General features: G+C 47.1%; 18 protein-coding genes and 1 pseudogene. 10 read left to right on the forward strand and 9 right to left on the reverse strand.

Annotated elements, in window-relative coordinates:
* The first annotated feature begins 450 nt into the window (after positions 1–450).
* Positions 451–3,930 (forward strand): lamin tail domain-containing protein, encoded by a 3,480-nt coding sequence (locus SAPGRDRAFT_RS12310; protein ID WP_002659549.1) that lies wholly within the window; start codon positions 451–453, stop codon positions 3,928–3,930.
* A 385-nt stretch (positions 3,931–4,315) separates the two neighbouring features.
* Here the strand turns inward: SAPGRDRAFT_RS12310 and SAPGRDRAFT_RS12315 are convergent, their stop codons facing one another.
* Complete coding sequence (locus SAPGRDRAFT_RS12315; RefSeq protein WP_002659550.1) at positions 4,316–5,320, reverse strand: hypothetical protein; 1,005 nt, start codon at positions 5,318–5,320, stop codon at positions 4,316–4,318.
* Between the two features lie 1,220 nt (positions 5,321–6,540).
* Between SAPGRDRAFT_RS12315 and SAPGRDRAFT_RS12320 the strand changes: the two genes are divergently transcribed.
* The gene (locus SAPGRDRAFT_RS12320) at positions 6,541–7,269 is read left to right on the forward strand and encodes a hypothetical protein (protein WP_002659551.1); all 729 of its coding nucleotides are present in this window, start codon (positions 6,541–6,543) and stop codon (positions 7,267–7,269) included.
* A 120-nt stretch (positions 7,270–7,389) separates the two neighbouring features.
* The gene (locus SAPGRDRAFT_RS12325) at positions 7,390–8,022 is read left to right on the forward strand and encodes a hypothetical protein (protein ID WP_002659552.1); all 633 of its coding nucleotides are present in this window, start codon (positions 7,390–7,392) and stop codon (positions 8,020–8,022) included.
* Between the two features lie 360 nt (positions 8,023–8,382).
* Here SAPGRDRAFT_RS12325 and alaS read toward each other — a convergent pair whose 3' ends face one another.
* The gene (alaS, locus tag SAPGRDRAFT_RS12330) at positions 8,383–11,010 is read right to left on the reverse strand and encodes an alanine--tRNA ligase (protein WP_002659553.1); all 2,628 of its coding nucleotides are present in this window, start codon (positions 11,008–11,010) and stop codon (positions 8,383–8,385) included.
* A 346-nt stretch (positions 11,011–11,356) separates the two neighbouring features.
* Here alaS and SAPGRDRAFT_RS12335 point away from each other — a divergent pair, with 346 nt between their 5' ends.
* Both SAPGRDRAFT_RS12335 and SAPGRDRAFT_RS12340 read left to right on the forward strand, forming a co-directional pair.
* The gene (locus SAPGRDRAFT_RS12335) at positions 11,357–12,334 is read left to right on the forward strand and encodes a M23 family metallopeptidase (RefSeq protein ID WP_002659554.1); all 978 of its coding nucleotides are present in this window, start codon (positions 11,357–11,359) and stop codon (positions 12,332–12,334) included.
* A gap of 266 nt (positions 12,335–12,600) precedes the next feature.
* Complete coding sequence (locus SAPGRDRAFT_RS12340; protein ID WP_002659555.1) at positions 12,601–12,927, forward strand: MerR family transcriptional regulator; 327 nt, start codon at positions 12,601–12,603, stop codon at positions 12,925–12,927.
* On the opposite strand, the gene SAPGRDRAFT_RS12345 is transcribed toward SAPGRDRAFT_RS12340, so the two are convergent.
* From SAPGRDRAFT_RS12345 to SAPGRDRAFT_RS12365, 5 genes are all read right to left on the reverse strand, one after another.
* Positions 12,880–13,659: an alpha/beta fold hydrolase gene (locus SAPGRDRAFT_RS12345; RefSeq protein ID WP_002659556.1), complete on the reverse strand. Its 780-nt coding sequence runs from the start codon at positions 13,657–13,659 to the stop codon at positions 12,880–12,882. The two genes, SAPGRDRAFT_RS12340 and SAPGRDRAFT_RS12345, sit on opposite strands and share 48 nt — an antisense overlap.
* Positions 13,659–14,762, reverse strand: coding sequence for a leucine-rich repeat domain-containing protein (locus tag SAPGRDRAFT_RS12350; protein ID WP_002659557.1), 1,104 nt, complete (start codon positions 14,760–14,762; stop codon positions 13,659–13,661). The genes SAPGRDRAFT_RS12345 and SAPGRDRAFT_RS12350 overlap by 1 nt, the downstream gene beginning before the upstream one ends.
* Positions 14,763–14,775: 13 nt before the next feature.
* Positions 14,776–17,400, reverse strand: coding sequence for a M1 family aminopeptidase (locus SAPGRDRAFT_RS12355; protein ID WP_002659558.1), 2,625 nt, complete (start codon positions 17,398–17,400; stop codon positions 14,776–14,778).
* Between the two features lie 294 nt (positions 17,401–17,694).
* Positions 17,695–18,228, reverse strand: a complete 534-nt coding sequence (locus tag SAPGRDRAFT_RS12360) for a hypothetical protein (RefSeq protein ID WP_002659559.1) — start codon at positions 18,226–18,228, stop codon at positions 17,695–17,697.
* 83 nt (positions 18,229–18,311) lie between these two features.
* The gene (locus SAPGRDRAFT_RS12365) at positions 18,312–18,842 is read right to left on the reverse strand and encodes a hypothetical protein (RefSeq protein ID WP_002659560.1); all 531 of its coding nucleotides are present in this window, start codon (positions 18,840–18,842) and stop codon (positions 18,312–18,314) included.
* Between the two features lie 569 nt (positions 18,843–19,411).
* Between SAPGRDRAFT_RS12365 and cdd the strand changes: the two genes are divergently transcribed.
* Genes cdd through SAPGRDRAFT_RS12395 form a run of 5 tightly spaced genes read left to right on the forward strand, consistent with a single transcriptional unit; the run spans position 19,412 to position 22,294 of the window.
* Entirely contained in the window at positions 19,412–19,897 is a 486-nt protein-coding gene (gene cdd, locus SAPGRDRAFT_RS12375) for a cytidine deaminase (protein WP_002659561.1), read from the forward strand.
* 3 nt (positions 19,898–19,900) lie between these two features.
* Positions 19,901–20,806: a universal stress protein gene (locus SAPGRDRAFT_RS12380; RefSeq protein WP_002659562.1), complete on the forward strand. Its 906-nt coding sequence runs from the start codon at positions 19,901–19,903 to the stop codon at positions 20,804–20,806.
* A gap of 11 nt (positions 20,807–20,817) precedes the next feature.
* The gene (locus tag SAPGRDRAFT_RS12385; protein WP_002659563.1) at positions 20,818–21,264 is read left to right on the forward strand and encodes a hypothetical protein; all 447 of its coding nucleotides are present in this window, start codon (positions 20,818–20,820) and stop codon (positions 21,262–21,264) included.
* Between the two features lie 7 nt (positions 21,265–21,271).
* The gene (locus SAPGRDRAFT_RS12390; protein WP_002659564.1) at positions 21,272–21,895 is read left to right on the forward strand and encodes an L-threonylcarbamoyladenylate synthase; all 624 of its coding nucleotides are present in this window, start codon (positions 21,272–21,274) and stop codon (positions 21,893–21,895) included.
* Positions 21,896–21,898: 3 nt separating this feature from the next.
* A complete protein-coding gene (locus SAPGRDRAFT_RS12395; RefSeq protein WP_002659565.1) occupies positions 21,899–22,294 on the forward strand; it encodes a DUF423 domain-containing protein in 396 nt (131 codons plus the stop codon).
* A gap of 464 nt (positions 22,295–22,758) precedes the next feature.
* Here the strand turns inward: SAPGRDRAFT_RS12395 and SAPGRDRAFT_RS23510 are convergent, their stop codons facing one another.
* Positions 22,759–23,745, reverse strand: coding sequence for a hypothetical protein (locus SAPGRDRAFT_RS23510; RefSeq protein ID WP_002659566.1), 987 nt, complete (start codon positions 23,743–23,745; stop codon positions 22,759–22,761).
* 13 nt (positions 23,746–23,758) lie between these two features.
* Positions 23,759–24,227: pseudogene (locus SAPGRDRAFT_RS23515) on the reverse strand (hypothetical protein); the annotation flags it as partial.

Below are 24,227 nucleotides of genomic sequence, written 5' to 3' on the forward strand. Positions count from 1 at the left end.
GGCCCCCCTGGCCCAAAAAACAATTTTCTAGGCCTGTGCATCAAGATAAAGCATATAGCTGCTTCCCACTCTTAGTTTTATGAGCAATCCTCCCCACCCTATACCGCTTATTAAAAGGCCTGAGCAACTGACTATAGAGGCTAATCTACTGGACCAAGTGCAGGCGGCTTTGCCGCCTGCAAAGGGCCGAAGGCCCAAGGCTGAGGGGCTGTAGCAGGGCCGCCAAAGGCGGCAGACCAAAGCGGCTTTTGCCGCTGCAGGGCCGAGCAGACCTGCGAGCTGCGAAATGGCCCGACCCGCCCAAAGGGCGGGGCAGCCCCAAAAAAACAACAGCAGAATCCAACCCCAACCAAAATTATCAGCCGCTTTAACCTCTAGTTAATAGTAGCTTAGTATCTTGAGTTCACTATCTTAGTCAAAATCACAAGCACCCACCATAAAATAACTGCGATGAAAAAACTTCTCCTCGGCCTCCTGCTCCTGCCTCTCAGCCTAGCCAGCCAAAGCCTTACCGACGATTTTAGCGATGGCGACTTTACAACCAACCCTAGCTGGACCGGCGACCAAGCCCAATATACCATCAATGCCAACAATGAACTAGCCATCAATGACCTCGGCAATAGTAGCAATAGCAGCCTTTATGTGGGCGCCAATATGCAAGATAGTACCGTTTGGGAGTTCCTGATTAAAACAAACCTGACGACCTCTGGACCCTCCAGCTCTAATAAGGTACGCGTCTACCTCCAAATTGACCAAGCCGATGTTAGCGCTAACCTCAATGGCTATTATCTGGAGTTTGGCGAAAGTGGTAGCAATGACGCCCTAGAACTTTACCGAATTACAAACGGCTCTGCCGCTAGCCTGATCCGCGGAACAGATGGCCAAATGGCTGGCCCTAGCAATAATGTCCGTGTCCGCATTAGCCGAGATAATGCCGGCAACTGGGAACTGAGCGCCGATTATAGCGGAGGAACTAACTTCGTCTCGGAAGGATCCACCCAAGATAATAGCCATAATGCAGGCAGCTTCTTTGCTATCCGCACTTATTATTCTTCTACCCAAGGCGACCGCTTTTCCTATGACGATATTTCAATTTCGCCCCTTTTTGTGGACCAACAAGCGCCCAGCCTGCTCTCGGCCTCTGCCGCCTCGGCAACTAGCGTAGCCGCCCTTTTTGATGAGGCCCTAGACCCCACAACTGCCAATAATGCCGCTAACTATAGCCTGAATAACGGCCTGACCGTCTCCGCCGCTCAAATTGATGCCCAAAATCCCAATCAGGTGAACCTGACGGTAAGCAGCATGCAGTCGCAAACAAGCTATCAGCTAAGCGTGAATAATGTGGAGGACCTCTCGGGCAATGCCCTGAGCAACCAAAATACTACCTTTACTTATGTTCAGCTGGTCACGCCCGCTTATCAAGATCTTATCTTCAATGAACTGATGATCGATCCCTCTCCCGTAGTCAATTTACCCGAAGCCGAGTTTATCGAGATCTATAACCGAGGAACAGGAGCCGTGGACCTCAGCAATTATGAGCTGATCCACCGCAGCGCTAGCAGCGGTACCGAAACTAGCCGCAGCCTAGCCAATTATATCCTCTTGCCCAATGAATACCTAATTCTGCACAATGATGCCGCCTATACAACGGCTAGCAATCAACAGCAAATAGCAGGCTTTCCCTCTCTAAATAATACTAGCGCCTACCTGCTGCTCAAAACAGCCGCCGGCCAATTGGTCGATAGCATTTTGTATAGCAACGATTGGTACCAAGATGAGAATAAAGATGCCGGCGGCTGGACCCTAGAGCTAATCAATCCCAATTTGGTCTGTAAAGGCGGCAATAACTGGATCGCCTCCAACGATCCTAATGGCGGAACCCCAGGCGCCCCCAATTCGGTCCTAGATAATACCGTAGATACTACGGCCCCAGTCATTCTTCAAGCCCGTCAGGCCTCTGTGAATCAGGCCGTTTTGGTTTTTGATGATATTTTAGATGCCCTAGCCGCCACCAATATCGCTAACTATAGTATAGATAATGGCCTGAATCTCGTTTTTGCCCAGCTCTTGGACCAATATACCGTTGAACTGACCTTTAATAGCAATATGCAAAGCCCAAACACCTATACTATTACGGCCAATAATGTGGGCGACTGTGTCGGCAACCTGGCCAATAGAACAGCTAGCTTTGTCTATTATGAAGTGGAAGCCGCCGAACATTATGATATCCTAATCAACGAAATCTTGGCCGATGCCTCTCCCTCTGTAGGCTTGCCAGAACTCGAGTTTGTAGAGCTTTATAACCGCTCCAATAAGTATATCAATCTCTTTAATTATCGCTTCAGCGATGGGACAAGTAGCCGAGATGCCGTCTTCCCTTTCTATATCTTGGCCCCCGGCGAATACCTCATCATTAGCGGAGAAGAACAGGGCCAATCTTATAGCAGTTTTGGCTCGGCAATTAGCTTCACGAGCTTTCCAGACCTCAACGCTGGGGGAGAGCTCATTAGCCTGAGCGCAGCAAACGGAAATATTATTGATGCCGTAGACTTTAGCTCCGACTGGTATAGCGAAAGCAGTAAGGCCGATGGTGGCTGGACCCTCGAACGCATCAATCCTAACCGCCCCTGTGAAGGCGCGAGCAACTGGATGGGCTCCATCGCCCAACCACCCAATTATGCTACGATTGGGGGAACGCCCGGACAAGAAAATTCGGTCTATCAAGATAATCCCGACCAATTCGCTCCCGACCTTATCCGCGCCTATCCTTTTGGGGCCAGTGTTGCCGCCAATGGCGATAGCATCCGCCTCTTTTTCTCAGAGGCTTTGGATGATAGCACAGCCGTTAACTTGGCCAACTTTAGTCTGGATAATGGCCTGATGGTCCAAGAGGCCTATCTGGAAGCCCCCAACTACAATACTTTGGTCATTGTTACTGATCAAGGACTAAGCGCTAATACGATTTATACAGTTAGCCTAACTAATGGTCTGACCGATTGCGTGGGCAACCCCATCGGCCTGATCAATAGTACCCAATTTGCCCTGCCCCAAAGCATTGCCGCTGGCGATCTCCAACTCAATGAGGTCCTTTTCAATCCAGCTACGGGCGGTAGCGATTTTGTGGAAATCTATAACGCTTCGGAAAAGGTGCTCAACCTCGGCGACCTCTGGATCGCCAACACCACCGAAGAAAGTACTTTGCTAGATGATGCCAATCGAGTAGTGGGCAATTTGCTCGTTTTCCCCGGAGATTATGCCGTACTCACTGAGGGAGCCGCCGCTCTGGCCCGCCAATATGCCCGCCCAGTGGGCCAACCAACTCCCGATTTAAGCAAGATGCTAGAAACAGACCTGCCTTCTTATAATGATGATGAAGGAACGGTTTTGATTTATAGCGTAACGAATAATCAGGCGGTCTTTGTGGACCAATTTGATTATTCTGAGGATTTCCATAATGAACTGCTCGATGAGGTGGATGGCGTTTCTCTAGAACGCATCGACCTAAATGCGCCTACCAATGATCCTAATAACTGGCATTCGGCTGCGCAGGCCGCTACCTTTGCCACTCCAACTTATGAGAATAGTAGCGCTTTGCGCAATGAGGTCTTGGGCCAAGAATTATTAGAGTTGCCCAATAACACCTTCTCGCCCGATGGCGACGGCTTTGAGGATTTTCTATTGATTAACTATAGTTTGCCCGGCCCCGATTATGTGGCAGAGGTTGCCGTCTATGATGCGCATGGCCGCTTTATTAAGCAGTTGGTGCAGGGCGAAAGTCTCTTGCAAGAGGGCTTTTTGCAATGGGATGGCAGCAATGAAGCCGGCGAAAAGGCCCTTGTGGGTCCCTATGTTATTCTGGCCAAGTTGGTCTCTCCCTCTGGAGATACAAAAGTGGAAAAGAAGACTTGTGTGCTGGCCGCCAAGTTTTAATCTCTAAGCAAAATGAGCCGTTTAGGCGCTAGCTTTAGATAAGCAATTAGTCATTTCTATGGCTAGTTGCTTATTTTTTTGGGGCCCGCGGCCAGCTAGGCTCCGCCTAGCTTGGCCGCCGCTATGCTGCGGGGCTCGCAGGTCTGCTCGGCCCTTCGCTTTTTTTCGCTTTGCTCAAAAAAAGCTCGGTCTGGCCTTCGGCCACCCGCTCCGCAGCGCTGGGCCAATGCCCGCCTGGCCCATAAAAAAGGCTGGGCCTAAAAACAACCGATTTATAGTTATTGTTAAAGGCTAAAGCAGGCTGTACTGCTATTTTGGAGCAAGCAGAAAATAAAAATCCCCTCGCAGGGAGGGGATAGTAAAAGTAATGATAAACGCCTGTTTGTTAGTTAGCTCCAAGGGCTTCATCATCTTCCAACACTTCAACTTCTACCTTAGCAGAGCTGTTTTCAGAATTCTCCAACACCAAGAGGCGATGTCCAAGCGGGAGCTGTAGACGAGCATTTTGGCTGTTATCTAGACGATAAATTTGATCGGGGGTATCTGCCGAATTAGCTACAGTATAATACTGAAGGTGGTCTCCTTCTAGCAGCTGTAGTCGAATAGTTTCTCCACCGGCAAGCAAGCCCTCTAGCTTGACAACTCGGCTTTGGGGGGCGAGATCAAATTCAAAGAGGTCGTAGTTTTCTTCTTCCTCGCTATTGTTGTTGCTGCTGCTTGAGCGGCGACGGAAATACTTCAGTTCGTAGAAGTTGGTCACTCGGTGCAACTCTCTGTAGTAGTGCCCAATTAGGCGACCAAAGGCCCCAAAGAGTACGGTGGCCAATTCCTTACGCAAGGCCTCTAGGCTAGCAGAGTGAATGCTTTTTTGGCCCTCATTTCCTTGCTGTTCTTGGCGCAAAAGCTCTAGCTGCTGCCCAAAAGCAAGGATGTCTCCGCCCAATGTCCCTAGTTGCGGGTCCATGCTAAGGGCTTCTCCTAAGGTCATTACAGATTCAATACGCATTTCATAAGCTCCTTTCTGGAAAGGGGTACGGCCATTAGGCAACAAAGATAGATACTTGCTCCCTTTTGCATCATAAGTCATCTGAATCTCTACATCCCATTGACGGATTTTCTCGCTAGAAAGCAAGGCAGTCATATTTGTAAAATCAAGCGTCTTTAGACGATAAGCATTGATTTGGAGCGTCTTTGCTCGATACTGGCGAACAAAGTTGCTATAGGCGGGCTGCACAAAGGTCAAGATGTCTTGAATGACCGCATCATTCGGGGCCTCTGCCATAAGTTTGTGAATGTGGTCCGTAGACATCAGGTACATTTTCTTTAAGCTGCTTTGAGTAGAGCTATTGACGAAGTTCTCAATCTTGCTCCAGTCTTCTCTATATCCCATAAGTTTTGTGTTTAAATGGGGTTAATAAATAAATTACGTTATAAAACTAGGGATATACTTTTAAGTTGTCAAGCCTTTTGTAAAAAAAAATATAACTTTTTAACATTTGCTGTTTACGCAGCCCTATTTTTTGTAGTTGATCAACCAAATTTAGTACTGTACTATAGTAGAACAGTAGTTTTGAGGCAAGAGCTGAATGACAGCAGGGAAAAAGCTGATGTTTAGCGCTAATTTGCATTTGCAAAAAGGCTCTAAACGATGCCCGGAGCTAATTTGCATTTGCAAAACAGCTCTAAACGATGCCCGGAGCTAATTTGCATTTGCAAAACAGCTCTAAACGATGCCCGGAGCTAATTTGCATTTGCAAAACAGCTCTGAACGATGCCCGGAGCTAATTTGCATTTGCAAAACAGCTCTGAACGATGCCCGGAGCTAATTTGCATTTGCAAAACAGCTTTAAACGATGCCCGGAGCTAATTTGCATTTGCAAAACAGCTCTAAACGATGCCCGGAGCTAATTTGCATTTGCAAAACAGCTCTGAACGATGCCCGGAGCTAATCTGCAGTTTACAAATCCCTCTGGGCATATCTATAATGTCCTATCTTTTTTTTCTGGACCGACCCTACTACAGTTTAGGGATAGGCGCTTAGCAGCGAAATATGGAAGGCGGCTGTATTTTGGGGCTAAACATCCTGCAGTCTAAAGGCCTGTTGGGCCGAGCTGTAGGTTGAAACCTACAGCCAATTAACGAATGCAATTTAATATAGTATGGAAGGTTAAAACCCTCCATAAACAAACATCTTCTAGGCTGCCCAAATCATAAATGCAGCAGTTATGAGGGCCGTTAAAAGCGGTAGAGGATTTTAATCCTCTCCGCACTATAGATGTAGTATATAATTGTTGTATGGCTGTAGGTTTCAACCTACAGTTATCGCCGAAGCGCCAGGACCTCCATTCGGCCTAGCGATGTGAAAGGGGGCGGCGAAGCCGCAGACCAAGGCCGTCAGGCCGCAGGGCCGAGCAGACCTGCGAGCCCTGAAACGTAGCGCCGCAAGGCGAAGCCGCAGCGGAGGCCCCAAAAAAACAACTAAATCATAGCGTCCTTAAATAGGAGAGGGGAGAAAGAGAAAAGAGATAAAACTTGGAGCGGGGCTAGATTGGAACTATTTTAGCGCAAAGAGTAATATTCCCCCAACAACCCCATTAAAGTGAAAAGACTATGTGGAAAAACTATCTTTATTTGGCTTTGGCCCTATTTATTTTGACCGCCTGTAATTCGGATAAGCCGAGCAGCAAACCTGCGGTATTAGTAGACACCGATAAGTCGGTTCAAAGAGGCGAAAGCCTTATATCTGAGGCAGAAGCAACGGCTATGGCGGTACAAACGGCCATCAAAGAAGGCTTGAGTAGTGGAAAAAGCTTTAAGGAAGCAATTCCGGGCTATCAATTTGGTATGCAAGCCGAGGATATCAAGAAGGCGCATAAGAAGTTGGCCCGCAAAGGGAAAGCAGATCGCTTTAAGTCGGGCAAAAGCCGAAAAGAGGGAGCTTATGCCTATCGGTTGCCGGTGGCGGGAGAGGCCTTGCCTATTATTTTTGACTTTGAGTATAGCGAAGAGGCTGGCCTTTATGCGGGCAAGGGGCTAATTCGTTTGGAAGAGGGGCAAAATAGTACAGATGTCTTAAACGTAACGGCTGATTTGTTTAATGAATGGTATGGACAGCCTTCTTTTGAGCTGCCCGTACACAACTATTGTAAGCGTTATTTGTGGGTAGAAGGCAACCGTTTGGTTGATTTGGCCTGTGAGCTAGATGGCGTGCAAGTTTGCTTTTATAATCTAGAAGAAGGTATGCCTAATTTATTTGAGGAAAAAGGCAAAACGCCAGAAAAGTCAAAAGAAGAAATGGAATTGCAGTTAGGGGAAGAGTCTACTCCTTTGACGCAGTAGGATTTAGGCAAAATAGGATGAAAAAGGGCCGATAAGTTGAACTGACAACTTGTCGGTCTTTGCTTTGATTAGCATTGTTTTTGCCCTAGTAGGTTGATTATTTAATTAAACAAAACAAGCATGAAAAAGCTATTATTTTTTGTATTGACACTATTTGCCGTACAGGCACAAGCGCAAATTGGCCAAGGACTATTTGCTGGTGGAGGACTAGGGCTCACTGTAGAGAGTGGTAAGTCGGAGTTTGGCAATCTAAGTGTTGAAGGACCTACAACAACGGGTTATTCTTTTGCTCCAAAAGTAGGGTACTTTTTTACGGACAATATTGGTGCAGGGCTAGAGCTTATGGTATCGGGTGTAAATGTATCACTTGATGATGACAAGACCACTTCAACTATTGTAGGTGTGGGTGTATTTGGTCGTTATGCTATTGGTTTGGGTGAAGAGGAAAAATTTGCCATTGTTGGAGATTTGAATCTTCGTTATATGAGCCAAACTGGAGAAACAAAAACAGGGAATGTTACTGTAGAAGATGATCCCATCAATACAGTAGCTGTAGGAATTGCCCCTAGTTTGTTGTATTTCCCTACGCCTAAGATTGGTCTAGAAATGGGCTTGGGTAATATTATCTCTTATGAGAACCAAGTGGAAAAAGTCAATGGTGGTGATGATAAAATCATTAGCAATACTTTTGAGTTGTTTAATTTGAATAGCTTGAACCTAAACATTGGAGCGAGTTATTACTTCAATCGCTAGGATTAAGGAGGGATTGTTCAGGATTTTGTGTATCTGAATAAAATTTGGGCTTTTAGCTTGACGTTTAAAAGCAGGATTCAGCCAATTATCGCCTAGGGACAAGCCCCTAGGCTAATCTAAATGGAGTCAGTCCTAAGAAGGGCCTCAACGGCTTATATAGAGGGCTTTGCTTAGTTGTTATAGCAGATAATAACCTTATCCAAAGGCCCTCTTTAGAGGGCTGTCCAAAAAAGCTAGCCTAGGGGCTTGTCCCTAGGCAGCAAAAAGGGGAAGCACAAAATCTTAAACCGTCTCGCTAAGGGCAAAAAAAGAAGGGGCTGTCGGATCATCCGACAGCCCCTTTACTATATCTGTATGGCCTTAGTTTTCTTCTACCAAGTCTTTAACTTCGGCCAAAGCGGCGGGGATGCCCGCTGGGTTCTTGCCACCTGCGGTAGCAAAGAAAGGCTGTCCGCCTCCGCCACCTTTAATGTGTTTAGCGGCTTGTTTGATCCATTTGCCTGCATTCCAGCCTTTTTCTTGAGCTAGCTCTCTGCTCATAGAAATCGTGAGGCTAGCCTTTGCGCCATCGGCGGCGGCTAGAGCGACTACGGCTCTGGGCAGTTGTTGGCCAATCTCTTGACAAATCTGTTTGATGGCATCTTTATCGGAAACCGAGAGTTGACCGCTCACGAGCTGCACATCGCCAATTTCTTGGGCTTGGGCCAAAAGGTCTGCCTTTTCGGCTTGAGCTTGTTGGAGCAAGAGCTGTTCTAATTCCTTTTGTAGGGCTTTTTGGTCCTCAAGGAGCTTATCAATAACCGTCAAAAGCTTTTTAGGATTATTAAAGCGGCTTTTCACCTCTGTCAATTCTTGGCTTTCCTTGCGTAGGTACTCTTCTGCCACATCGGCAGTGAGGGCCACAATACGGCGAACGCCTGCGGCTACAGAGCTTTCTTCCCGAATCTTAAACAGGCCAATTTTACCGGTAGCCGAAACATGGCAACCGCCACAAAGTTCTTTAGAATAGCTATCGTCAAAGGTAATTACTCGGACCTGATCGCTGTATTTTTCGCCAAATAGCATCATTGCGCCTTCTTCTTTGGCTTGCTCAATGGGCAAATCTCTTTGCTCCTTAAGGCTGATATTTTCCCGAATCTTTTTATTGACCAAACGCTCTACCTCTACGACTTGCTCGGCGGTCATTTTCTCAAAATGCGAGAAATCGAAACGGAGCAAATCTGCATTGACCAAAGAGCCTTTTTGTTGTACATGATGGCCCAAGACTTGGCGCAAAGCGGCATGCAAGAGGTGCGTAGCCGAGTGGTTGTTTTCGGTGAGTCGGCGTTTGGGGGCGTTAATCTCTGCCCGTACGACTTGGTCCAATTGCTCGGGCAACTTCGTCGTAATAGAAATGATGAGATCATTTTCTTTGAGCGTATTGATCACCGGGATTTTCTCCTCGCCAAAGAAGAGTAGGCCGGTATCGCCTACTTGTCCCCCACCTTCAGGGTAGAAAGGCGTTTGTTCTAGGACCAATTGGTATTGGGTTTTCTTTTTCACCACCAGCTTGCGGTACTTGAGCAAGCGACTTTGGCAGCTATCTTTTTCATAGCCTACAAATTCGGTTTGTCCTTCTTCAAGGATCACCCAATCGGCTACATCTTTGGCGGCATCTGCCTGCGAGCGTTTTTTCTGCTCGGCCAAAGCGGCCTGAAAGCCCTTGAGGTCTACGGTCCAGCCTTTCTCTTTGGCAATGAGCAAGCTCAAGTCAATAGGAAAACCAAAGGTATCAAAGAGTTCAAAGGCGGTTTGGCCGGGCAGCTCATTATTTTGGATCTCCAATTGCTCAATTCGCTTGAGTCCATTGGCCAAAGTGCGCAAGAAGGCCTCTTCTTCCGATTTTACCATTTTGCAAATGAAATCTTCTTGGGCGGCCAACTCTGGAAACACCTCCTTAAACATTTCAGCAACCACGGGCACCAACAAATGGATCATGGGTTCTTGGCGGTTAAGGAAGCTAAAATAATAGCGGACGGCTCGGCGCAGTACGCGGCGGACCACATAGCCGGCCCCAGTATTAGAGGGCAGTTGTCCGTCGGCAATGACCAAAGCCACCGCCCGAACATGGTCGGCAATAACACGCATGGCAATATCGCTCAACGCTTTGGGCGAATAATCATCCTTATATTCAAAACCACTGAGCGCCTCAATCTTTTCGATAATCGGGCTAAAGAGGTCGGTCGTATAATTAGAGGTTTTATTTTGCAGCACCATACAAAGGCGCTCTAGGCCCATGCCCGTATCAATATGTTTATTTTTGAGCGGGACCAATTTGCCATCGGCCATGCGGTTAAACTGCATAAAGACCAGGTTCCAAATCTCAATCACCATGGGGTCGTCCATATTCACCAGCTCCTTGCCATCCTTAGCGGCCCGTTCTTCCTCCGAACGCAGGTCAATATGAATCTCGGCACAGGGGCCACAAGGTCCCTGATCGCCCATTTCCCAAAAATTATCTTTGCGGTCAAAGCGCAGGATGCGATCTTTGGGCACCCATTTCTCCCACATTTTTTCGGCCTCCTCATCGGCGGGGAGATCATCGGCTTCATCGCCGCCAAAAACAGTAATATAAAGGCGTTCGGGGTCAATGCCGTAGCGTTCTGTGAGCAGTTCCCAAGCCCAATCAATGGCTTCTTGCTTAAAGTAGTCGCCAAAAGACCAGTTGCCCAACATCTCAAAAAGAGTTTGGTGGTAGCTATCTCGGCCCACATCTTCCAAATCATTATGCTTGCCCGATACCCGCAAACACTTTTGGGTATCGGCAATTCTGGGCGAGGGACTTTCCTGATTGCCCAAAAAATAATCTTTAAACTGTGCCATGCCTGAGTTGATAAACATCAGGGTTGGGTCATTTTGGTTAACGACAGGAGCGGAGGCTACAATTTGGTGGCCCTTACTTTCAAAAAAGTCTAGAAACTCTTGTCGGATCGCTTTTGCTGTTTTCATAAACGCTCTAAAATACTAGTACTAAGTTTTCGGATTTAGATGATCTACAGGATGATTTGGGGCTGCCCCTCGCCTTTGGCTCGGGTCGGGCTGTGTCAGGGCTCGCTGTTCGCTCGGCCCTGCGCGGGCTTTGCCCGCTTGGTCTGGCCTTCGGCCCCCCTTATCCATCCCTCAGCCTGCGGGCGCTTCGCGCCCTGCTAGACCGTTAAAAAAGACGCCGAAAGATAGGGTTTTTCAGCTCAAAAAAGGCCCTAAGTAGTTAAATCCCTGCCTTAAAGCGCTAAAATTTGTCCTTTAAGTGAATATTCTTAATTTTGCTTGGCATTTTCGCAAAATTAGAAATCATATGTCTAAGGATAAGTATATATATAACCCGCAGACCCTGCGTTACGAGAAGGTAAAGGTCTCTAAGCGCAAGCGGTATTTGCAGTTGGCTCTCTTTTTTGTCATGATTGTCGGTTTTTCTATCGGCATTGTATATTTGGCTTCGGCCAAGCCAACAGATGATAAGCAAGAGGCGCATGAGTTGAAGCTCATTAAGTCTAGGTATGAGGAGATGACTGACCAATTGGACCTGATGGAGGAAGCGCTAGAAAACCTACATGAGAGAGATGTGGCTATCTATCGCCAAGTGTTGGAGCTCGACCCGAATGACGAAGCCTATTGGACAGGAGGGCGAGGCGGCAGCAATAAATATGCGGGCCTAGAAAATCTATCGGATGCAGAGCTCATTAAAGAACTTTTGGAGCGGGTCTTACAAATGCGCCAGCGGCTGGCGCTTATGGCCAAAGCTCAGGAAGAAGTTTTGTTAGCCGCCAAAGAGAAACAAGAACTTCTACAAGCTATTCCCTCGATTCGTCCGCTGCGCAGACTACAGCGCCGCATCGAGTATCTTTCTGGTTTTGGTTACAGAAAGCACCCTATTTACAAGATCTTGAAGATGCATACGGGCATTGACTTTGGGGCACCGATTGGCACGCCTATTTATGCTACGGGCAACGGAAAAGTGGCCAAGGTGGTCCTTAAGCGGACGGGCTATGGTCGTCATGTTATTATTGACCATGGACATGGCTACAAAACCCTCTACGCACATATGTCTAAGGTAGAAGTAAAGGCTGGTGAGAAGGTAAAGCGGGGAGAAATTATTGGTCGAGTGGGCAATACTGGGGCTTCTACGGCGCCGCACCTTCATTATGAGGTGGTATATAAGGGCAAAAAAGTGAATCCCTTGCCCTTTTGCCGAGATGGTCTAGATAATCAGGAGTATAAGGAGTTTATTCGCTATGCTTCGCAGCAGAATCAGGCCCTATCGATACATAAGTAGGTCCTTTTGTTGCGGTTTTGCAGGCCCTTTAGGGCCGCAGGCCACAACAAGCCCTTTAGGGCGCAGTTCGACGACCGAAGGAAGTAACCGATGTGTAGCAGAAGGCGCGCAGCGCCTGGCCTAGCGATGCGACAGGGTGGCGCAGAGCGCCAGACCGAGCCAGCTTGCTGGCGAAGGGCCGAGCAGACCTGCGAGCCCTAAAGCGTAGCGCCGACGACCGAAGGGAGGCGGAGGCCCCAAAAATCTATCATAAAAAAACGATTAGGATGAAGCCCAAGGAGTTAGCAGAAAAGTTAGATGTATCAACGGCCACCTTGCGTAATTGGGCCAGAGAGTTTGCCTTTTTTCTTGGAAAAAAGGGGCGAAAGGCAACGGATTACACCGAGCATGGCGTGCAGCGCATGTTGGTGGTCAAATACCTTTTGCATGAAAAGGGCTTCACGGTAGAGGGGGCCAAAAAAGAGATTCATCGGCGGGCAAATTTGGACCAAAGTCAGAAGCAGATGATCGCAAAGCTAGAGGAGATTCGCCATTTCTTATTGGGCCTACAGGCTGATTTGGCGGCTCAGGAAGGGCAGGAGAAGGGCATTTAGGGCTGTTCTGGCTTGAATATGCGGACTATGGCCGCAGTTGGGCAAAAGATGTTGTTCTTTGTCTGTACTCCCCAAACCTTCAAAAATATCGCTGAGGTGCTTGGGGCTAGCATATTCATCCGCCTCGCCTTGCAAGACAAAAGCGGGGGCTTGAATTTGGGGCAAAAGTGGAGTGATATTCCAAGATTTAAAATCGGCGCGCAGCCAAGTATCGGCCCAAGCCGAGAAAATGCGGGGGCTTTCGGCCCCATGATATTTCCCCAGTTTCTGAATAATTTTCGGAAGCTGGGGATTGTTTTTTACGGCACGAATGCCGGCCAGCGTTAGCTCCTCCACATAAATATGAGCGGCCAAAACGGCCAGGGCCTTCAGTTTGTATTGGGCCGCATAGGCTAGGGCAATGCTGCCGCCATCGCTATGACCGATAAGGATAGGCTGTTGGACCTTTAGGGATTGGAGCAAAGCGTATAGTTCTTCCACCCCATCTTTTTCGAGATAATTTTTGGGGCGGGGGAGAGGCAAGGGATCTGATTGGCCATAGCCTCTGCGTTCGTAGAGCAGGATGGGGCAATCTAGCGCTTTGGCTAGTTCTTGGGGCCAGCCCTTCCAGAGTGGCAAAGCCCCTAGGCCTTCATGCAAGAAGACCAAAAGGGGCTTTTGGGGGGCAAAGTTGCCAATCAGTTGATAATGTAGTTGATAATCTTGGATGGGAAGAAAGGTAGAATGGCTCATTATTGAATAATCGTTTCGATAGAATTGGCTCGTAAAAAGGGGCGTTTTTCGCCTGGGGCGCCCCAATAGATGCGGGTATTGGGTAATATTTTTTTCAGGGCCTTAATGGCCTGTTCATTAACGCCATTTTCCTCTTGCCAGATGAGCACCTTTAGGTGTTTGAAGCGCTCGATGCTTTTGGGGAGGGTTTGGCGGCCTAAGAAAGAGATATCGAGGACCTCTAGATGGGGTAATTGGGCCAACAATTTAAGATTGTTATCTAGGGGGAGTTGGTAGCAGCCGGCAATGCTCAGTACTCTGAGCGATTTCATTTGTTGGACATTTATGGCAAACTGCTGTAGGGGCAAGCGTTGCAAAAGTAGCTTTTCCAGTTTGGGGAGGCGATAAACGGCGCTAGGAAGATAGCGAAAATTATTGTAGGCGCCAGCCATAGAGCGGTGGCTATTGCTGAGGTCTAGGCTGCGCAACTCTCGGAGTTGAGAAAAGCCAGTGGGGAGAAACTTCAGTTTATTATCTCTTAGGCTGAGATTTTCGAGTTTTCGGAGTTGATAAATAGAATTGGGGAGCTCTTGCAATTGGTTAGAGCTAAGGTCTAGACGTTTGAGGGCCTTACATTGGTAGAGGCTAGTAGAAAAGCGTTGGATCTTATTATACTTGAGTAAAAGTTCTTCTAGAGATTGGAGACGGCCCAATTCATAGGGAATCTCTTTGAGTCCACGACTAGAGAGGTTGAGGTAGCGTTTTTGGGCCATAGCGCTGGGGCGCATAGGGATATTCAGGCCCATCAGGTAGCGAATGCGGGCCCTGCGTTTGCTTTCTAGTTGATAGAGAAAGAACTGCACTTCCTCTTCGCTTTTGCCGTAGGGATAATTAAAGTCCTCTTGGCTTTGGAGCAGGGCAAAAATGCTATCGCTATAATTGGGATAGGCATTATGGATGTAATCGGGATGATCGGGGCGCAAAGGGTGCCCTCTCCAAAGGCTATCCTTTGGATATTGGTAGATAGTTGGTTCTTCCACCAAGGCAACGGGCTCGGCAGGGGGGCTGGTTTGGCAGGCCCAAAGGAGCAGGAGCTGGCTAGCTAGCCAGCTCCTGCGGGCCAATCGCTTGATTGTTTTAATTGACTTTCCAGTTTTGATAGAGATTCTTCAAATTACTATTTTCTTCCTTCTCTATAACCGTCTTTAGGGCCTTTTGAATTTCCTCATAGGGCGATTTTTCAAAATAAGCCTTTTGCAAATCGTAGAGGGCGTTGGCTGCGGCATAGCGGTGCCAGAGGTCATTTTTGGGGTTGCTGCCAATTTCTTTTAGTGTTTTGACCTTTTCTAGGGTCAAATTATCATCGGCAATAGCGAGCAGGAGTTTTTGGTATTGGCTAAAAAAGCTAATGGCTCCATAGTTCTCTGTTTTTTTCCAGTTAGTATCAAAGAAGGGCAGATATTGTCGGTCGCCAGTTTGGCCATAGAGCTCGGCAATGCCCATGAGTAGGGTGGGGTTTTGTTCTTGTTCTAGTTCTTTGGCTAGTTCAAGGGCCAAGTTTTGGTCAATTTGCTGAATGGCCTTAAAGGCGCCATAGATGACGCTATAGGCTTCTTCCTGATTGCCCATAATTTTTTTGATGGTGGGGAGAATGCTGGCATCGCCTATGCGGCCAAGTTGTTGGAGGGCGGCCATGCGCACCTGAGAGTGGGGATCTTCCTCGGCCATTTTGCTCAATTTGGCGATCAGGCTTTTTGTCTCTTCATCAGATTGTGCTTTTACATAATCGCAAGCCATAGCGCGGATGGGCCAGGCGGGATCTTGCAGGGCGGTCCAGAAAAGCTTGCGCATATTTTCTTCGCCTTGGTCGTATTTGATCTTTTGCAAGGCATCGTAGCGATCTTGAAAGCGGGGTGAAAAGCGATATTGGGCGGCCCATTCTTCCTTGCTTTGTTCCTCGGCACGTTCGGCTAGGAGCATGCGTTCTTGATCTACGGCCACCCAAGTAGGGGCTTCATCGAGCGGGAACTCAAAGCGCTGCTTTTGTTGGTCCATACGGATCTGCTTAATGATGGGCAAATCGCCAGCAGAAGGGGTATAGATGGCCAGTTCCATGGGCAGGATAAAGACCGTACTTTGGGTATAGTCTTGGGTTTGTTCTAGCTCTAGCACTAGGGTTTTGCTACTATCCGAATAGCTGCGTTTGATATTGAGCTTGGGGTGTCCCGCCTTATAGAACCATTGGTTAAAGAACCAGTTGAGGTCTTCTCCGGTCACTTCTTCAAAGGCGAGGCGAAGCTCATCGGCTTCGGCGGCGCTATATTCATTTTTGTGCAAATAGTGTTTGAGGCCTTCAAAGAAAGCATCATCGCCCAAATATTTGCGGAGCATATGTAAAATGGCCCCTCCTTTATTGTAGCTATGGGCATCAAACATATCTTCTTTATCCTCATAGCCGTAATGGATAAGGGGGTGGGCATCATCTTGCAAAACGGCTTGGTTCATATAGCCACGGACCTCATTCATGCGCTTGTAGTCGGCAAAGTCGCGGCCATAACGGTGTTCAAACCAGAGGTATTCGCCATAGTTGGCAAAAGATTCATTGAGGGGGAGATTGGCCCAGCTCTCGCAGGTGACCAAATCGCCAAACCAATGGTGCATCATTTCATGGGCCACTACGCCTTCATTGCTGGTATTATCGATAAGTTCTCGGCTAGTTCTCTGCATATACTCGCCAAAGATAACGCCGGTGGTATTTTCCATGGCGCCAGAAACATAATCGCGGACCACCACCTGCGAGTATTTGGGCCAGGGGTATTCATAGCCTAGGCGGGCTGAAAAGAAGCTGAGCATTTCTGGAGTTTGCGGAAAAATGGCCTTTGCATGTTCTGCATATTCGGCTTCTACATAATATTCGAGCAGTTTGCCGTTCCATTCTTCGGTACTACGGGCAAATTCTCCAATGGCCATCATAAATAGGTAGGGCGCATGGTCTTGCTCCATTTTCCAGTGGTCGGTTCGGCTGCCGTCTTCATTTTTTCTGCTGCTAATGAGTAGGCCATTAGAGAGGGTCTGAAAACGATCTTGAACGGTAATTTTAATTTCTTGGGTGGTCCTTTCGTTGGGGCGGTCAATAGTAGGGAACCAGCAAGAGCTAGATTCGGTCTCGCCTTGGGTCCAGATTTGCTGCGGTTTATCGGGGTTTTTGCCATCGGGGTTAATAAAGTAGAGGCCTTTGTCTGCCGTAATGGCGGCGCTTCCGCCAATGGGCAATTCATCGGGTTTGGCGGTATATTCTACCAAAATTTGGTAGCTTTCTTCTCGGCTATAACTGCGGTCCAATTGAATAAAGAGGTTCTTTTGGTCCTCATATTTATATTGCAGCTTTTTTTCTTGCCCAGCTTGCAAAATGGCTACATTCTGAATATCAAAGCCCTTGGCATCTAATCGCAGAGAGTCGGTGGGGTAAAAAAGCGGCTTGATGGTCAATTTTGCTTTGCCCAAGAGGTATTTTTTATTCCAATCAAAGCGAACCTCCAAATCGGTATGCAGCAAATCATTGCGGCGGGTATAGCTGGGGTTATAAACGGCCCGATCAAAATCTAGGCGGTTGGCGGTTACTTCTACGGGGGCTAGTTCATAGTCAATGTACTCGACTACTTCTTCTTTTTTTACTTTCGAGCTGGTTTTGCAGCTTGTTCCCATCATGGCTAGGCCCATGAGGCTCCCCCAAAAGAGGGCTTTTTTAGAGATCTGTACCATATTATTTTCTGCACTACTTTTTCAATGCGTTTTGATTTTGCCGTTTTGGCTGCTCTTCAAAGATACAAATTTCTGCAAGAAGTAGATAGGGGCTTTGGGGCCCGCGGCCGCCCCTAAAAGGGCGGGCGGCCGCCGCTATGCTTTGGGGCTCGCAGGTCTGCTCGGCCCTGCGTTTTTTTCGCTGCGCTCAAAAAACTTGGTCTGGCCTACGGCCACCCCGCCGCAGCGCTGGGCCAAAAAAAGGGGCTGCAATGCTTGCAGCCCCCGAGTTCAAAGCGAAAAATGTTGATCCGCTTACTCTTTAGCCCTTTCTTTAAAGGCTTGCATTTCGTCGCCAAAGTCATTAAACTTTTGAAAAATTTCTGGTCCATGCTCATCGGGGCAGTTTTTGGCTAATAAGCTACTCAGAATAGCGGTATACTTTTGTCTTTCTAGGGCAGGATTACCGGCCATTTCTAGTAGTTCTTGTGAAGAGGCAGCGCTTAGATTATTTTTCTTTGCATCTCCAAAACATTGGCTAAAGGGCCGAGTATTTAGCATAATTGTACGTACTTCTAGCAGCCTCTCCTTAGGATTTAGCTCTTCTTTGTTTTGGGCTTCTTGGAGCAAGGCAATTGCTTTGTCTAAGGAAAGTTGTAGCGTTTTCCCCTCTTGCTGTAGGCAGTTACAAATGTCAAGAGCCATGCTGTCTAGTTCTGCTTGGGCGCCTGGACTTAGCTTAGCTATATCTGTTTCAACAGAAGAGCTGTCCTCTTTTTGGGCCAAGGCTTTTTGGGGGCTGGCCAGCAAGAAAAAGCTAATGATCAGGGCTGTAAATAAGAAACGCATAATTGTCTTGGCTTAAGGTATAAAACAAAAAAGGGGCTGCAAGAATTGCAGCCCCTTAATAGGTTTAGGCATAAAGTATATGCTTACTCTTTACCTTTATTCTGAAGCGCTTCCATTTCTTTACCGAAGTCCATGAACTTCTGGAATACCTTCTGTTCTTTGGGGCAGTTTTTACCCAAGAAAGCGTTGATGATTTCCATCTGCTTCTTTTCTTTTACTTTACCGTCAGCGTCTTCGCCGATGATTTTCTTCATTTCTTCGTCTAGAAGCTCTTCGTTAACATTGTCGCCTACTTTCTGGAAACATTCGCCGAAGGCTTTCATTTTGGCCATAGAGCCCATAAGCTTACCCATTACTTCCATGGGGTTAGCATCTTCTTTGGTTTGAGCTTCTTTGAGCAAAGGAAGAGCTTCATCTACAAAAGCAGTGAGCTCATCACCGTGATTGCTAAGGCATTCGCAAGCACCGGTAGACATTTTGTCCATTTCGGCTTTGGCTTCATCGCTCATTTTTGCGATGTCGGGATTGCTAGCTGTGGGATCTCCACCTCCACAAGACATGAGGAAAAAGCTAGTCATAAGAGCGATAAGAAGGCTACTGCTAAATAAACGCATAATTGTAAGAATTAAAATGATAAGATATAATAGGGATTGAGTACAATTAGAACAATGGTTTTGCGCTTGAGCAATCAGCCCAGAAACTCCAAAAACATGGGTGGATAACTGTCTCAGTTTTTAACAAAACCAAATATAAGGCTTTCGGATTATAGCTGCCAGTTTTTTTAAGAAAAGCTTAAATATTATTTTCTAGTCAGCTTTAAATTGAGTAGTTTGTTTTAATTTATTTTGGAATAAAACTCCTTTAAAATCAAAGTTATAGGGAGGGCTATATCTTTAAAAAATGCTTGGGGCAGATTTGGCCTAGCGATGTGCAGCAGTGGCCCGCAGGGCCAGACCGAGCCGCTGAAAGCGGCGAAGGGCCGAGCGAATAGCGAGCTGTGGAACGTAGCGCCTGCCGCAGGCAGGAGGCCCCAAAAAAACAGCAGATAAACATCAGCATATAGGGGGCAAAATAGTTTTGTATAGCCTAGTGAAAAGTCTATCTTTACAAGCTTTTCTATTGTGAACAACCTTGAGCGCTTAGTGGGACAAGCTTTGGGTTCAAGTAAAAGGAAAATTAGACGATGGGCAAAAAGATTGAGATTCGGGCCGACTATGAACTATTTTCTAAGGCGGAGGAGCTGCCAGCGATTGAGGCGGAGCTTTTGGCTAGGGCGCATGCGGCCTGTGACACGGCCTATGCGCCATATAGTGAGTTTAGAGTGGGGGCTGCGGCGCTTTTGGAGAATGGGGAGATTGTATTGGGGAGTAATCAGGAAAATGCGGCATATCCGTCTACCATTTGTGCAGAAAGAGCCGCTGTTTTTGCGGCGGCGGCACAATTTCCGGGGGTAGTTATTCGGGCGGTGGCGATTCGGGTAAAAACGGCTGGGGAGCGGGTAGAGCGTCCTATATCTCCTTGTGGGGCTTGTCGGCAGGTATTATTTGAGTTTGAGTGGCGGCAAGAAGCGCCCATACAATTATTATTGCAGGGGGACAAAGGCGATATTTATCGGATAGCTTCGACCAAATCGCTTTTACCACTTTTGTTTGACCCAAGTTTTTTATAGAAGATGTTAAGTAGAAATTTCCGTATTCGGGAGGGCTTATTGGCCCTAGATTATTCTTTGGCAGATGAGCAATGTTTGCGTTATTTGCAATTTTTGCAGCAGTATGTGCGCATAGATCGTTTAGAATTGATGCATGTGGTAAAAAAGTCGGGCTTTTTTGAGCAACTTTTTGCGGCTGATGCGGAGCGGATGCGGAAACTTTTTCCTTCTGCGGAAGAGCAGCGGCAGCGTATGCAGGCTTTGGCGGAGGTTCATTTGGGGCAGACGAATATTCAGTTGGCCTATGAGGTAGAGAATGGGCAGCCATTGGAGGAATTGTTGGAAGAATTGGAGGAGCAGCGGACAGATTTGTTGGTTTTGGGCAAAAAGCCTTTGGCCCAGGGGGCTGGGGTTTTGAGTCGAAACTTGGCTCGTCGCTCGCCTTCCTCTTTGCTTTTTGTGCCTCCTTTGGCCGAGCAATTGAAGTTGGGCCGTTTTATGGTGCCTGTAGATTTTTCTGAAAACTCGGCTTTGGCTTTGCAGGCGGCTTGTGCTTTGGCTCGACGTCTGCCGCAGCCGCCGCAAATAGACTGTGTGCATGTGTATCGCATGCCCGATCCGCATATATATAATATCAATCAAACGCAGGCGGAGTTTGAGGAGCTGCTTTTATCGAGTACCAAGGAGGCTTATGAGAATTTCTTGGACAGCTATCTGCCTAAAGACATGCCTCGGATGGAGCTGCAATTGATTCAGCGAGGACGCTTGAGTACGGCGGGGCATTTATATGATTGGGCGGAGGATCATCTACCCGACCTCATCTTTTTGGGGGCCAAGGGGCATACTGCGCTCAAGACGCTTTGGTTGGGCAGTGTTAGCGAAAAAATTATTCAACTCAATGAAGCTTTCCCCTGTTTCATTATTAGATAAGTTATTGGATTATGGGCAAACAGATAGATGCCGAGCAGTTGCGGGGGCTTTTGCTCCCTTTGGGTTTTATTGAAGAGCAGGGCACGAAAGAGGAGGCCCTTGTATTTTGGCGCCGATTGGAGAACCGAGATTTGCGTTCTCCCTTTGCGTTTAGTCATGTTCGGGCTTCTTTGGACCAATATGTCTTTCGCTTAGAGGCTTGGAATCAGGGGCGTTTGAAGAAGGCGGCCAAGGCGGATTTGATCGTTTTGGAAAGCCCTGAAGATTTGGAGCCTTATAAAGAAATTATTTTGGAGAAAAGCCGTGCCGCTGCCGAGCAATTGCCTGCTTTTATTGGCTTTTTTGCCCAGCAAATGCAGGCTTTAGAAGAAGAGAAATTGAGTAGCCCAATTTATAAGGCGGCACTCAAAAATTTGGAACTGATGGCTCAAGCGGCCAATCAGGTAGATTTAGAATAAGGAAGTTATGTTATTAGAAATTCATCCCGAGAACCCTCAAGCTCGAAAGATTGAGCAGGTTTTGAAGGTCCTAAAAAATGGGGGCGTGATTATTTACCCCACCGATACTGTTTATGGTTTGGGCTGTGATATTACCCAGCCTCGGGCCATCGAACGCATTTGCCGCATCAAGGGGATTCAGCCCAAAAAGGCCAATTTATCATTTATTTGCGCCGATCTTAGCAATATTTCTAATTATTGCCGCCCTTATTCTACCAGCATTTACAAATTGATGAAGTCGGCCCTGCCTGGTCCTTTTACCTTTATTTTGGAGGGGAACAGCAGCTTGCCCAAATTGCTCAAAAACCGCAAGAAAACCTTGGGGGTTCGGGTGCCCAATAGTCCCATTGTACGTGATTTAGTCTTGGGCCTTGGCCAGCCTTTGCTCTCTTCTTCCATCAAAAACTTAGATGAGGAAGATGAGATTAGAGAATACCCTACGGATCCCTACGAAATCCATGAACAATATGAGCATCTGGTCGATTTGGTGATTGATGGTGGCATTGGTGGCCATCAGCCTTCTACGGTAGTGGATTGTACGCAAAACCCGCCCGATTTGATCCGCCAGGGTTTGGGCAAATTGAACTTCTAAGTCATGAAAAAGGAAAAATGGATTTTGGGCCTTGGGGCCATTTTTGGCGCTTTGGCCGTTATTTTAGGTGCTTTTGGGGCGCATGCACTCAAGGCGCAAATTACGCCCGATCGTCTAGAGATTTATCAGTTGGGGGTGAGCTATCAGTACTATCATGCCTTGGCCCTTTTGGCGACTGGCCTTTGGGCGCGTTTGGCTGGAGCTCCAGCATTAAAATGGGCGGGCATCAGCTTTGCCATGGGCATTTTGCTTTTTTCGGGCTCGCTTTATCTCTTGGCTTTGCGCGATGTAATGGGCATTTCGGGCGGGGTATTGGCCGTTATTGGCCCATTAACTCCTGTTGGCGGCCTCTTTTTTATTGGCGGCTGGTCGGTACTGGCCATTAAAGCGTTTAAGTAGTTTTTTTTGGGGCTGCCCCAGCCTTTGGCTGGGTCGGGCCATTGCGCAGCTCGCAGGTCTGCTCGGCCCTGCGCGGGCTGCGCCCGCTGGGTCTGCCGCCTGCGGCGGCCCTGCTACAGCCCCTCAGCCTGCGGCGGCTTTGCCGCCTGCAAAACCGTTTAGAAGTGGTATTGCTTATCAATGAGATATAAATGAGGGTTGAAACCCTCATGAATTTAAACTTAGGTTGAAACCTACAGCCAGATGTGGTATTGCTTCGCAATCTTATATAAATGAGGTTACTGCAGCCTAAAGGCCGCAGCCAATCTTGCTGGTCCTCATTTTTCTTGCCGCAGGAGCTTAAAAGCGCCTGCTTCTGATGTTATGGAGGACAACTGTTTTTAAGTCCAGCGGCTTTTGGAATGCAGGAATGGCCGAAGGTCCAAAAAGAACAAAGCCCCAAACTCTCGTTTGGGGCTTTGAGACTATCTAAGTTTTTTGCTAATAATTACATTGGTAGAGCTAAGAATTTGAGGCATAAGTAGTATAGGGCTATCCTTATCAAGTATTTTTGATGAGAATGAGAGACTGACAATTTCATCTCCAGCATCATTTAGGCCCTTATAAACTGATTGAAGGTCAATTTGAAAATGAGCTATACTTTGCTTTTGTTGGCTCGGCTCTATTTGGCCCCTTAGCTCATCCATTTCTCCCTCTGAGGCCTCTCGAATTAGATATTCTTCTTTTTTTTGCTTGATGACAAAATCCGTCTTCTTCTTGCCTTCAATGCCTTTTATCACATTATCCGTGGCAACTTCTTCATTTGTGGGATCTCGTTCAATGGCTTCTTTAATTTTAACCACTGTAGCTTGTTCTTTGTACTTTTGCTTTTCTGTGGAAAAAACCTGGGCCAATGGCTCATTGATTATGATGGTAAAAGAACTGCTTTCGGTAATTATATTTCCCTTTTCTTCTACAGAAAAGGTTGTGGGTGTACTAGATGGCAACTCATACTGCTTACTACTGGCTTTGTCGCCAGCTTTTGTGAGCATCATGCTTAGTTTGGCGGCTTTAAAATAAGGCTTTTGTTTAGCTGCTGGAATAAGAAGACTATCTATGCTGATAGAATAGATCTGGCCCTCAGCAGTAGCAAAATGAATATGGAACTGTTGCTCTCTTTGAAAGAAACTCCTTTTTGGAGGAAGTGTAGCTTGTTTAAAAGCATCTTTGTAGGAGTCTATGGCCAGGAAAGCGGTATGCGCCCGACCACTTAGGTTGCGCCAATTCTTGGAGTTGTGTTTAACGGCTTCTTTATAGTATAGTGCCTCTATTTTTTTGTCATCAAACTGGCTTAATTCGGCTAAAAGGGCGGCCTGTAAGTCTGCTCTTTTGATCTCTTTAGCTAGTTTTTCTACGGCCTTGGCAAAGGCTAGGGGAACAGCACTTTCTAAGGGGCCAACAATTTCGGCCAAAAAATACAACTGCTTAAGGCAGAAGCAGACGATCCATTTCTTTGGGAATCTCTTTTGAAGCGATGAGCTTTTCTAAGGATTTTATCGCAGGATGAATCTGCTCTTTCCATGCTGTTAATCCGTAGCTAAATCCTAGGTGTTTAACTTTTAGGCCAAGACCATTGATTTCTTCTTGAAATTGATAGAAGGTAAATGCATACCCTAACTCTTTTTCTGCTGCTCTAAGCGAGTTATTTACTTTGACCTTAGCTAAACTTTGAGCAAAGCAATCCTCAATAGTATTGAGTTGAATGAGCCCTAGTTGAGCTCCCGATAGCTGTGCAATTAAACCCTCAATTAGTGCTTTAGCCATAGGACTTTGGCTAGCTTTAGCTAAGCTATTTAAGCTGTCTAAAAGCTCTGCCTTTTGCCAAATAAAATCGGCCAGCGACAAAGTACTATCAAATTCTAGTTTAACCTGGGCTAAATATTCCTCTTCTTCT

It is taken from the genome of Saprospira grandis DSM 2844 (assembly GCF_000275825.1).
Lineage (GTDB): Bacteria > Bacteroidota > Bacteroidia > Chitinophagales > Saprospiraceae > Saprospira > Saprospira grandis_A.